The sequence below is a fragment of the Selenomonadales bacterium genome (assembly GCA_017442105.1).
In the GTDB taxonomy this organism is placed as follows: Bacteria; Bacillota; Negativicutes; order RGIG982; family RGIG982; genus RGIG982.
This window is the reverse complement of sequence record JAFSAX010000049.1, coordinates 1-12057: the sequence shown is the minus strand read 5'-3', so window position 1 is coordinate 12057 and position 12057 is coordinate 1. Positions and strand designations below refer to the sequence as shown.

The following is a 12057-nucleotide window of genomic DNA, read 5'->3' as shown; positions in this document are numbered from 1 at the left end:
TCAAGGAGAGGGCTAATATGGGATATCAAAATGATTGGAAAAAGCTCGTCGTCGGCACAGACTGCTTCGTGCCGCCGATCGGTGGGAAACGCGTTGCTGTAGTCAATTTCGACCATGCGGCAACGACTTCTCCGCTTCATGGTGTCATGGAGCGGATTTTTCATTTTTCGGAGGTGTATTCTTCTGTTCATCGAGGACTTGGATATAAGTCGATGGTATCGTCCGATGTGTATGAACGAGGGCGTGCACAGTTGATGCGCTTTGTCGGTGCCGATACGAAGACATATACGCTTATCTATACGAAGCATACGACGGAATCGCTCAATCTGCTGGCGCATATCTTTGGAGCGCGTTTGGACAGAGAACATGATGTTATCTTGGTTACGGAGATGGAGCATCTGGCAAACTATTTGCCGTGGCGTGTGGTTGGGCAGGTGGATGTCGTTCCTGTTGATGAGAAGGGCAGATTGTCATGCGATACGCTGGAGGCGATGCTTATGCGATACGGCGGGCGGGTGAAGGTCGTCTGCGTGACAGGCGCATCGAATGTGACAGGATATACGAATCCGCTCGGCAAGATGGCACGTATCGCGCATCGTCATGGTGCGATGTTGGTCGTTGACGGAGCGCAGATAACGCCGCATATACGTGTTGATATGATGGGGCGGTCATCGGAAGAAGCGGTTGACTTTCTTGCGTTTTCGGCACATAAGATGTACGCGCCGTTTGGTTGTGGTGCGCTGATCGGCAGGCAGGATGTGTTGGCAGAGGCAAGACCGTTTCTTGTCGGAGGCGGTGTGGCACGATTTGTGACACATACTTCACTCGATTGGAATGAATCACCGTATAAGGATGAGGCGGGAACGCCGAATGTGATAGGTGTTACGGCATGGACGGAGGCTATTCGTATCCTCGAAGAAGTCGGGCGGGCTGAACTTGCGAAGTGGGAACGACATCTCCTGCGCAGTCTGGTGCGGGAATTGAAAGGTATCGATGGGATTCAGCTGTATGGCGGCGAGGATGATAGTGTCAGCCTTGTATCATTTGCTCTCGACGGGATAGACCATCGCATGGTCAGTCGTATCTTGTCGTATGAGGATGGTATCGCAGTAAGAAGCGGGATGTTCTGTGCGCATCCGTATGTCGTTAGGCTGTTGGGGCTGAGTGAAGATGAGGTGGACTATTATCGCAAGCATCGAGAGGTATCGCTCCCCGGGCTGGTGCGTGTCAGTCTTTCGTTTTGTAATACAGAGGAGGATATCGAACGGCTCATAAGATTGCTGAGGCATATCGTGCGACACAAACGTGCTTATCGAGAAAAATATTCATCAATGGCGGAACGTGAAGAAGCACCGTTCGATTGGCTGAAATTAAAACAGAGAATTTTGCCGTAAAGGTGGTTGAAACAGCGCGAAGGAACAGGAAAAGAAGTAGGCTTCGCCGAATATTATTATTTTCTAGTATTGGATAAAGGGGAACGCAAAACGATATGAATGAAATATTGGATGGATTAAACGAACAGCAGCGGCGGGCGGTAGAAACCTTGGACGGACCGCTTCTCGTTGTAGCAGGAGCAGGCTCGGGCAAGACGAAAGTCTTGACGTGCCGTATTGCAAATTTGCTCTATCACGGTGTTCGCCCGTGGAATATTCTGGCGATCACCTTTACGAATAAAGCGGCGGCCGAGATGAAGGAACGTGTCGAAAAGCTCATCGGACCGCAGGCAAAAGATATCTGGCTCAGTACGTTCCACTCGTTCTGTGCGCGGTTTTTGCGCATGGAGATCGAACATATTCCGGGATATCAGACGAACTTTGTCATTTACGATACGACGGACTGTAAGACGGTCGTACGTTCTTGCCTCAAAGAATTGAACCTTGACGAAAAGCAGTATCAGCCGTCTACGATCCAGGCAGTCATCTCGAATGCGAAAAATGCACTTATCGACTCGCGTACATTCCAGCAACAGGCAAGCACGTTCTTTGATAAGAAGGTCGGCGAAGTATTCGCTCTGTATGAGGCGAAACTGCGCAACAACAATGCGCTCGATTTTGACGATCTTTTGCTTTTTGCCGTGCATATCTTGTCGACGAATGAAGAAGTGCGAGAGAAATATCAAGAAAAATTCCACTATGTATTGATCGACGAGTATCAGGATACGAACAGAGCGCAGTATCTCTTGGCACATCTGTTGTCGGGGGCTTCGCGCAATCTCTGTGTCGTCGGTGATATCGATCAGAGCATCTACGGTTGGCGCGGTGCGGATATCCGTAATATCTTAGACTTTGAAAAGGATTATCCCGAAGCCGTCGTTATCAAGCTCGAGCAGAATTATCGCTCGACAAAAAACATCCTTGCATCGGCGAATGCTGTCATTGAGCATAACAGTAATCGTAAGCCGAAGAAGCTGTGGACAGAAAATGCAACGGGTGAGGCGATTACTTATTTCACAGGATATAACGAGCGCGAAGAAGCGCAGTATATTGCCGATCGCATCTTGGAATGCAAGACGCTCTATCATGCGAAGTATGGCGATATCGCTATTCTTTACCGCACGAATGCACAGTCGCGTGCGCTTGAAGAAGGTCTGATGCGCACAGGCATTCCGTATACGATGGTCGGTGGACTCAAATTCTATGAACGCAAAGAGATCAAAGATGTTCTTGCGTATCTGAGGGTAATATATAATCCGCAGGATGCTGTCAGCTTGATGCGTATCATCAATGTACCGAAACGCGGGATCGGTGATGCTTCCATTGCGAAGCTCGAAGCATATGCTGAGGCGAATGAGATGACGCTCTTTGATGCCATTGCAAACCATGATATGGTAGAAGGTCTGACGAAGAAGGTGCGGGCGGAACTTGAACGATTGGCGGAACTCATATTCTGTTGGATGAATGAGCAGAGCATGATCTCGATCGAACAGCTTATCGGCAAGGTCATCGAAGAATCGGGTTATCTTGCAGAACTTGAAAAAGACAAGACACCGCAGGGTGAAGCTCGTATTGAGAATTTGCAGGAGTTCAAGAGTGTTGCCAAAGATTTTGCGGCGTGGGAGATGGAAGAAAATCTCGAAAACTTCCTCAGTCATGTTGCACTTGTATCCGATGTCGATGAAGCAGATACTGACGATGTGAACAAGGTCACGTTGATGACACTTCATACAGCGAAGGGACTGGAGTATCCTATTGTATTTCTTGCAGGGATGGAGGAGGGTATCTTCCCACATGCAAGAACATTGGCAGATGAGGCAGAGATTGAAGAAGAACGACGTATCTGCTATGTCGGCATCACACGTGCGCGTCGCAAATTGTACGTGACGAATGCGAAGATGCGCCTTCTCTTCGGTCGCACGGTCAGCTATCCGCCGTCGCGTTTCCTCACAGAGATCCCGCAGAATCTCTTACAGAAGGCTGTCAGCAAGTCGGTGAACAAATATGAGATTCGAGAAACGAGTGCATCGAAGATGATGTCTTCGCAGCCGCGCGGAAGCAATCTCATGCCGAAGGCGAAAACGAAACCGATGGGTACTGTAGGTGCGAACAGTAGTGCGGTCGAATGGCGTGTCGGTAATAAGGTTGAGCATGAAAAATGGGGCATCGGAACGATCGTTGCGGCCAAAGGTGAGGTCGGCGACCAAGAACTCAAAGTCGCTTTCCCCGGACAAGGAATCAAACTTCTCTTAGCAAAATATGCACCGCTGAAACGTGCATAGGAGGAGGTCTATGATGGATGAAAATAAAGCCAAACAAAAAATAGAAGAACTTCGTGCGATCATTGCACAACACGAATATGCGTATTATGTGATGGATGCGCCGACTGTCAGCGATGCACAGTACGATGCGCTGATGCGAGAACTCATCGCATGGGAAGCAGAGTATCCTTCGCTTGTGACGGCTACCTCGCCATCGCAGCGCGTCGGCGGAGCTCCGCTCGAAGGGTTTGACCGTGTGGTACATCGTACACCGATGCGCAGTCTTGGTAACGTCTTTTCCAAAGGAGAACTTACTGCATTCGATAAGCGTGTGCGAAGCGGACTTGGCACAGATGCGCCTGTCACGTATGTCGTGGAACACAAGATAGACGGATTGGCGATGAATCTCACGTATGAAAACGGTGTTCTTATCAGTGGTGTGACGCGTGGCGACGGTCGCGAAGGGGAAGATGTCACGACGAATATCAAGACGATCCGCTCGGTGCCGCTCGTGCTTCGTTCGAACGAGGTCGATATCCCGACTGTCTTGGAAGTGCGCGGCGAAGTCTACATGCCGAAAGATGCGTTCCATGCGCTCAATAGGAAACGCGAAGCAGAAGGCGAACAGCTCTTTGCCAATCCGCGCAACGCGGCGGCAGGCTCGCTTCGGCAGCTCGATCCGCGCATTACGGCAGAGCGTTCGCTCGATGCCATTTGGTATGCCGTCGGTGTAACAGAAGGTGTAGAACTCAAGTCACATCAGGAAATGCTTGCATACTTGACAAAACTCGGATTCAAGACAAGCCCTGTCCATGAATCGTTCGATAACATTGACAAGCTGTTTGACTATGCGGTCAGTTGGCAGGATAAACGAGATGCGCTCGATTATGCGATAGACGGCATCGTTATCAAGGTGGACAACCTTGCCGACCGCGCTCGTCTTGGTGAAACAGCGAAAGACCCGCGGTGGGCTACGGCGTATAAGTTCCCTGCCGAAGAAGCGGAAACGGTCGTAGAAGATATCGTCATCAGCGTCGGAAGAACAGGCGTCTTGACACCGACAGCGGCGCTTCGCCCCGTACAGCTTGCGGGCACGACGGTAAGCCGTGCGACGCTTCATAACGAAGACTATATCAAAATGAAAGATATCCGTATCGGTGATACAGTTATCGTGCACAAAGCAGGCGAGATCATTCCCGAAGTCGTACGTACACTGACAGAAAAACGTACGGGTGCGGAAGAGGTCTATGTCATGCCGACTGTTTGCCCCGAGTGCGGAGCACCTGCCGAGCGATATGAATCGGAAGCCGCCCGCAAATGTACCAATCCGCAATGCCCTGCACGCGGACGAGAAGGGTTGTTTCATTTCGTGTCGCGCGGTGCCATGAACATGGATGGCATCGGCCCGTCTGTCTTGACCTCGATGGTAGCAAGCGGACTGGTACGCGATGTGGCAGACCTCTATACGTTAACGAAAGAAGAACTTCTCACGCTCGATCGTGTGGGTGAGAAGTCGGCAGATAATATCCTGAAAGCGATAGAAACGAGTAAAGAGGCAGGTCTTGCCAGACTGCTCTTTGCGCTCGGTATTCGCCATGTCGGTGTCAAAGCCGCAGCTGTATTGGCAGAGCATTTCGGTTCGATGGAAGCTCTCATCGAAGCCGATTACGAAGCAATTGTCGCGCTCGACGATATCGGGCAGAAGATCGCCGAAAGCATCATTGCCTACTTCTCCGATGAAGACAATCTGCGTCTTGTAAAACGACTCGATATGTACGGCGTCAAGATGACGGAAGAAAAGGCAGAACGGACGGCGACGACACTGGCGGGTATGACATTCGTCTTGACAGGCACGCTTGACACGCTGACGAGAAGTGAAGCAGGTGCGATGATCGAAGCTGTCGGCGGTAAAGTGACATCTTCCGTCAGTAAAAAGACGAGCTATGTCGTTGCGGGTCGCGAAGCGGGAAGTAAATTGACAAAAGCACAGTCGCTCGGCATTACAGTGCTGAATGAAGCGGAATTTCTTGCGCTTTTTGCTGAAAAATAGGGTGCGAGTTACGGATAAACATGGTATAATATATAAGTTATTTACGTTTTTAGATTTTGAAAGATGGATGGTGACAATATGAAAATTACGCGTGCGGAAGTAGAACGCGTTGCACAGTTGGCGCGTCTTAGTTTTCCTGAAGAAGAGCTTGATAAGTACACCGAACATTTCAACTCCTTTTTGGCGTATGCAGACGTATTGAATCAAGTTGATGTAGAAGGTATTCAGCCGACTGCACACGTATTGCCGCTTCAAAATGTTCTGCGCAAAGACGAAGTCCGTCCTTCGCTTGATCGCGAATTGGCACTTTCGAATGCGCCCGAACAGGAAGACGGTTATTTCAAAGTACCGAAAGTAATTGAAGGATAAGGGAGGCAAAACGCGTGAGCTTATATCAGAAAACAGCCCATGAACTTAATGAGTTGCTCAGAGCAAAACAGATCTCTTCTGTTGAATTGACGAACGACTTGTTGGCGCGCATGGATGCGGTAGAAAATAGTGTACAAGCATATGTGACCGAGACGCGTGAGCTGGCTCTGGCACAGGCACAGGCTGTCGATGCACGTATTGCAAACGGCGAAGCAGTGCCGTTCTTGGCAGGTATCCCTGCCGCTATCAAAGATAATATCTGCACGAAAGGCATCAAAACGACTTGTTCGTCGAAAATGCTTGCGAACTTCGTTCCGCCTTACGATGCGACTGTTATGGAAAAGTTGCAGGAAGTCAGCCCTGTTATGCTTGGTAAAGTAAACATGGACGAATTCGCTATGGGTGGTTCGACAGAGAACTCTGCGTTCCACGTTACGCGCAATCCGTGGGACTTGACGGCAGTACCGGGCGGTTCCAGCGGCGGTAGTGCGGCGGCAGTTGCAGCAGGTGAAGCGATTTGGGCACTCGGCTCCGATACGGGCGGATCGATCCGTCAGCCGGCATCGTTCTGTGGTGTCGTCGGTATGAAACCGACCTACGGTCGTGTATCGCGCTACGGTCTTGTTGCGTTCGCATCGTCGCTCGATCAGATCGGTCCTATCACTCGTGACGTAACAGACTGCGCACACGTTATGAACGCGATTTGCGGTTACGATCATCGCGATTCCACGTCGATCAACGCAGACGTACCCGATTATACGAAATCGCTCGTATGTGATATCAAAGGTCTTAAGATCGGTTTGCCGAAAGAATACTTCGTTGAAGGTATGGATGCCGAAGTCGAAGCATCTATCCGTTCGGCAGTAAAAGAGCTCGAAGCACTCGGCGCAGAGATCGTCGAAGTTTCGATGCCTCATACACAGTATGCTGTGTCGGCTTACTACCTCGTAGCACCGGCAGAAGCAAGCTCCAACTTGGCACGTTATGACGGTGTCAGCTTCGGTTATCGTGCAGACGGTACGGACATCGTCGACATGTACAAAAAAACGCGCAGTGAAGCGTTCGGCCCCGAAGTCAAACGCCGCATCATGCTCGGTACGTATGCGCTGAGCGCAGGCTACTACGATGCATACTATTTGAAATCGCTCAAGATCCGTACGCTCGTAAAACAAGACTTCGAACGTGCGTTCGAAAAAGTCGATATCCTCGTTACACCGACGGCACCGACGACTGCCTTCAAGATCGGCGGTATGATCGCTGATCCGATCGCAATGTACTTGCAGGACGTTTGCACGATCCCTGTCAACTTGGCAGGCGTACCGGCTATCTCCGTCCCGTGCGGTTTCGCGGGCAAACTTCCGATCGGTCTTCAGATGATCGGCAAACCGCTTGCGGAAGACACACTGATTCGTGCGGCTTATACGTTTGAACAGAATCATGCGTATGCAAACCAGGTCGCACCTGTTGGGGAGGGTAACGAATGAAATACGAAGTAATTATCGGTCTTGAAGTACACAGCGAGCTGAAAACGAATACGAAGATCTTCTGCGGTTGTGCAACGACGTTCGGCTCTCCGCAGAATACGAACGTATGCCCTGTATGTCTTGGTCTTCCGGGCGTACTTCCCGTATTGAATGAAAAAGTTGTCGAATTCGGCATCAAAGCAGGTCTTGCACTCAATTGTCAGATCTCGAAATTCAGCAAATTCGACCGTAAAAACTACTACTATCCCGACTTGCCGAAAAACTTCCAGACATCGCAACTCGATCTTCCGATCGCTGAACACGGTCATCTCTTTATTGAAGTGAACGGTGAAACGAAACGCATCGGTATCACGCGTGCACACATGGAAGAAGACGCAGGTAAACTCGTTCACTCGGGCTCGACGATCACGTCGTCCGACTACTCGAACGTAGACTACAATCGTACAGGCGTACCGCTTCTCGAGATCGTATCCGAACCGGATATGCGCTCGCCTGAAGAAGCAGTTGCATACCTCGAGAAAATGAAGAGCATTCTCGAATACGTTGAAGTATCCGACTGCAAAATGGAAGAAGGCAGTCTTCGTTGCGACGTCAACGTATCGCTTCGTGAATGGGGCGCAGAAAAATTCGGTACGAAAGTTGAGATGAAAAACCTTAACTCGTTCAAAACGGTTCAGCGTGCTCTTGAATATGAGATCGAACGTCAAGCCGATATCCTCGACGAAGGCGGCAAGATCATTCAGGAAACGAGAACTTGGGATGAAGCAAAAGGTATCACGCTCTCGATGCGCAGCAAAGAGCAAGCGCACGATTACCGCTACTTCCCCGAGCCTGACCTTGTGCCGATCGTAACGAGCGAAGAACGCATCGAAGAAATTCGTGCATCGCTTCCCGAACTTCCCGATGCGCGCCGCAAACGCTTGACAGAAGAATGTGGTCTTTCTGCATATGATGCAGGTGTTATCACCGCAACACGTGCGATGGCTGACTACTTCGACGCAGTATGTCAGGCCGGTGCCGATGCGAAACTCGCGGCTAACTGGCTCATGGGTGACGTATCGAAGCATCTCAACTACGAAGGCAAAACGCTTGCTGATATGCTCATTAAGGCAAGCCAGTTGGCAGACCTTATCAAGCTTATTGGCAAAGGTACGATCTCGTCGAAGATCGCGAAAACCGTATTCGAAGAAATGTGGAAAACGGGTGACGATCCTGCGAAGATCGTAGAAGAAAAAGGTCTCGTTCAGATCACTGATACAAAAGAGATCGAAGCGATCGTAGAACGTGTTATCGCTGATAACCCGAAACCGGTCGAAGATTATAAAAACGGTAATAAAAAATCGATCGGCTTCTTGGTCGGTCAAGTTATGCGCCAGAGCAAAGGTAAAGCAAACCCGGGTATGGTAAACGAGCTCTTGGCGAAAATGTTGTCGTAATAAGCAGATAGGGAGGCTTTCTCCCTGTTTGTCTTATATAACAAAGCCTGATAAAGATCATAAAAGGAGAACGCTTGTGAAACGAGAATGTCCTGTTACGTTACATCAGCAATATGAGATCGCGATTCGCAGTTTGGGACATAGTGGCGAAGGAGTAGGGAGTAAAGATGATTTTACGGTTTTTGTTCCCGGTGCACTCGTCGGCGAAGTCGTATTGGCAAAGATCACGCTCGTGAAGAAGAATTATGCGGTGGGTTCGCTCGTCCGAGTGATCGCTCCGTCTGAAGAGCGTGTAGAGCCGATATGCCCTATCTATGAAACGTGCGGAGGCTGTCAGCTTCAGCATCTTTCATACGATGGTCAGCTGATCGCCAAACGTCAGCAAGTCGTTGATGCGCTTCAGCGTATTGGCAAGCAGACTGCGCTTACCGTTCATCCGACGCTCGGTGCATCGTCGCCGTGGCTGTATCGCAACAAGATGCAGTTCCCTGTCGGGGAGAAGAAGGGCAGAACGATCATCGGTTGTTATGCGAAAGGATCGCATGATATCATCGCGACAGAAAATTGTCATATTCAGATGGACGCGAACAATCATATCGTACAGGCGGCATCGAAGATATTGACAGAGATGAAGATCCCCGCATATCGCGAAAAAGACGATCGCGGTGTGGTACGCCACATCATCGGTCGCGTCGGTGCGGGCGGACAAGCAATGGCAGTCATCGTGACAAAAACGAAGACGCTTCCGAAGGCAGAGGAGTTTGTCGCTCGTCTTCGGGGTGAAGTGCCTGCACTCGTCAGTATCATGCACAATATCAATCCGAAACGTACCAACGTCATCTTGGGACAGGAAACACACTGTCTATGGGGACAGAAGACGATACAGGACGGTATTGGCAAGCTTATGTTCGATATATCGGCACAGTCGTTCTTCCAGGTACATACGGCGCAAGCCGACGTTCTTTATCAAAAGGCTTTAGCATATGCGGACTTAAACGGAAATGAAACGGTCATTGATGCGTACTGCGGTACAGGTACGATCTCGCTCTTTTTGGCGCAAAAAGCAAAAAAAGTATATGGGATAGAGATCGTGGCACCTGCCATTCGCGATGCGAAGAAAAATGCAGAAACTAACCGTATCACCAATGCGGAATTTCTCGTCGGTGATGCAGTTGAAGTCATGCCACGGCTCTATGAACAAGGTGTTCGTGCCGATGTCGTCGTCGTCGATCCGCCGCGCAGCGGATGTGACCCGATCGTTCTCGAAACATTTGCCCGCATGAACCCCGAACGTATCGTATACGTTTCGTGCAATCCTGCTTCTCTTGCCAGAGATATCGCTGTGCTAAATGAGCTTGGCTATCGTGCCGAAGAAGTTCAGCCTGTCGATATGTTTCCGCAGACGAGCCATGTCGAAAGTGTGGCACTTCTAAGACGTGCAGAATAAGCAGTTGCAAATACAAAATTACATAAAGAAAGAAGATGTGAAAAAATGTTTAGTAAGTTGAGCTTAGTTCAACGCATTATCGTTGGTCTCATCGTCGGTACTATTCTTGGTATCGCATTCCCGAGTGCAACCGGTATCGGCATTTTCGGTTCCCTTTTCGTAGGTGCATTGAAAGCGATCGCACCGGTATTGGTATTCGTATTGGTACTTGCATCCGTTGCCAATGCAAAAAAAGGCGGCGGCAAAACGATGAGCCGTATCGTTGTTCTCTATTTCATCGGTACGATCTCCGCGTCGCTTCTTGCAGTACTCGCTTGCGAAATGACTCCGCTCACGCTCCCGCTCGGCGCAGTAGCTGCGGTAGAAGGCTTCAACGTAGCAAGTGATATTACGGACGTATTCAAAACGCTCCTTATGAATCTCGTTGCTAACCCGGTCGGTTCCATCGTGAACGCGAACTACCTCGGTATCTTGACTTGGGCTATCATTTTCGGTCTTGGTCTTAGAAAAGCAAATGACACGACGAAAAATTTCATGATGCACGTTTCCGACGCTGTATCGCAGGCTGTTCGTTGGGTCATCAACTGCGCTCCGTTCGGTATCATGGGCTTGGTATTCACGACGGTTACTGAAAACGGTCCGGAAGTATTCGTTGAATACGGTAAACTCCTCGTTGTATTGGTTGGCTGCATGGCATTCGTTGCACTCGTTGTGAATCCGATCATCGTATTCACGCAGACGGGCAAAAATCCGTTCCCGCTCGTATTCAAATGCCTCAAAGAATCCTTCATTCCGGCATTCTTTACGCGCAGCTCCGCAGCTAACATTCCTGTTAACATGCGTCTTTGCGAAGAGCTTGGTCTTGATAAAAACAATTACTCCGTATCGATCCCGCTCGGCGCAACGATCAACATGGCAGGTGCTGCGATCACGATCGCTGTTATGACGCTCGCTTGCGTTAATACGCTCGGTATCGAAGTTCCGTTCGCTCTTAAAGTTATCCTTTGCTTCGTATCCGCATTGTCGGCTTGCGGTGCTTCCGGTGTAGCAGGCGGTTCGCTCCTCTTGATCCCGCTTAACTGCGCACTCTTCGGTATCCCGAACGACATCGCAATGCAGGTCGTTGGTATCGGTTTCATCATCGGTGTGATCCAAGACTCCTGTGAAACGGGTCTTAACTCCTCGACTGACGTAGTATTCACGGCAGCAGCAGAAGCAGCTATGAATCGCAACAAATAAAATGCTAAAAGGCTTACCGAAAGGTAAGCCTTTTTGTATGCCTATAAAAAATATCCGCTTGCCGAAAACGGTAAGCGGATATTGTCGTTTTATTTCTTTTCTTTTGACGGGGCGATCTCTGTTAAGATATCGTCAAGAGCTGCATCGAAAGCTCCTTTTTTCGCTCTGAGGTTGCTCGCGCGAGAATGATCGTCACGGCTTGTTTGAACATGAGTCAAAATCTTGTTCGGTGTTACGGCGAAAGCACGCATTCTGATGTTGGCACGATATTCGTCGTTATCGTCGTCCATGATCGTTTCAGTCAAGAGAAGAACGATCGTTTTATCTGCTTGGCAATA

At 49.7% G+C, this 12057-nt stretch carries 9 protein-coding genes; 8 read left to right on the top strand and 1 reads right to left on the bottom strand.

The genetic code is table 11. The features are described 5' to 3' along the window. The first annotated feature begins 17 nt into the window (after nucleotides 1-17). From IJN28_01960 to sstT, 8 genes are all read left to right on the top strand, one after another. Nucleotides 18-1394 carry an aminotransferase class V-fold PLP-dependent enzyme gene (locus tag IJN28_01960; GenBank protein ID MBQ6712540.1) on the top strand — a complete coding sequence of 459 codons (1377 nt, stop codon included), beginning with the start codon at nucleotides 18-20 and terminating at the stop codon, nucleotides 1392-1394. A 95-nt stretch (nucleotides 1395-1489) separates the two neighbouring features. Beyond that, nucleotides 1490-3715, top strand: a complete 2226-nt coding sequence (pcrA, locus tag IJN28_01955; GenBank protein ID MBQ6712539.1) for a DNA helicase PcrA — start codon at nucleotides 1490-1492, stop codon at nucleotides 3713-3715. Between the two features lie 10 nt (nucleotides 3716-3725). Continuing rightward, nucleotides 3726-5744: an NAD-dependent DNA ligase LigA gene (gene ligA, locus IJN28_01950; GenBank protein ID MBQ6712538.1), complete on the top strand. Its 2019-nt coding sequence runs from the start codon at nucleotides 3726-3728 to the stop codon at nucleotides 5742-5744. 78 nt (nucleotides 5745-5822) lie between these two features. Continuing rightward, the gene (gene gatC / locus IJN28_01945) at nucleotides 5823-6113 is read left to right on the top strand and encodes an Asp-tRNA(Asn)/Glu-tRNA(Gln) amidotransferase subunit GatC (GenBank protein ID MBQ6712537.1); all 291 of its coding nucleotides are present in this window, start codon (nucleotides 5823-5825) and stop codon (nucleotides 6111-6113) included. 14 nt (nucleotides 6114-6127) lie between these two features. Continuing rightward, nucleotides 6128-7597: an Asp-tRNA(Asn)/Glu-tRNA(Gln) amidotransferase subunit GatA gene (gene gatA / locus IJN28_01940; GenBank protein MBQ6712536.1), complete on the top strand. Its 1470-nt coding sequence runs from the start codon at nucleotides 6128-6130 to the stop codon at nucleotides 7595-7597. Continuing rightward, nucleotides 7594-9033, top strand: coding sequence for an Asp-tRNA(Asn)/Glu-tRNA(Gln) amidotransferase subunit GatB (gatB, locus tag IJN28_01935; GenBank protein ID MBQ6712535.1), 1440 nt, complete (start codon nucleotides 7594-7596; stop codon nucleotides 9031-9033). Before gatA ends, gatB begins: the two co-directional genes overlap by 4 nt. A 76-nt stretch (nucleotides 9034-9109) precedes the next feature. Beyond that, nucleotides 9110-10480 carry a 23S rRNA (uracil(1939)-C(5))-methyltransferase RlmD gene (gene rlmD, locus IJN28_01930; GenBank protein MBQ6712534.1) on the top strand — a complete coding sequence of 457 codons (1371 nt, stop codon included), beginning with the start codon at nucleotides 9110-9112 and terminating at the stop codon, nucleotides 10478-10480. Nucleotides 10481-10525: 45 nt separating this feature from the next. After that, nucleotides 10526-11719, top strand: coding sequence for a serine/threonine transporter SstT (gene sstT, locus IJN28_01925; GenBank protein ID MBQ6712533.1), 1194 nt, complete (start codon nucleotides 10526-10528; stop codon nucleotides 11717-11719). An 89-nt stretch (nucleotides 11720-11808) separates the two neighbouring features. On the opposite strand, the gene IJN28_01920 is transcribed toward sstT, so the two are convergent. Further along, on the bottom strand, nucleotides 11809-12057 hold a 249-nt coding region (locus tag IJN28_01920), incomplete at its 5' end, for a hypothetical protein (GenBank protein MBQ6712532.1).

Bases quoted from the DNA above. Each gene is read 5' to 3' on its own strand.
- IJN28_01960 (MBQ6712540.1), top strand. From the start codon at position 18: ATGGGATATCAAAATGATTGGAAAAAGCTCGTCGTCGGCACAGACTGC.
- pcrA (MBQ6712539.1), top strand. From the start codon at position 1,490: ATGAATGAAATATTGGATGGATTAAACGAACAGCAGCGGCGGGCGGTA.
- ligA (MBQ6712538.1), top strand. From the start codon at position 3,726: ATGATGGATGAAAATAAAGCCAAACAAAAAATAGAAGAACTTCGTGCG.
- gatC (MBQ6712537.1), top strand. From the start codon at position 5,823: ATGAAAATTACGCGTGCGGAAGTAGAACGCGTTGCACAGTTGGCGCGT.
- gatB (MBQ6712535.1), top strand. From the start codon at position 7,594: ATGAAATACGAAGTAATTATCGGTCTTGAAGTACACAGCGAGCTGAAA.
- sstT (MBQ6712533.1), top strand. From the start codon at position 10,526: ATGTTTAGTAAGTTGAGCTTAGTTCAACGCATTATCGTTGGTCTCATC.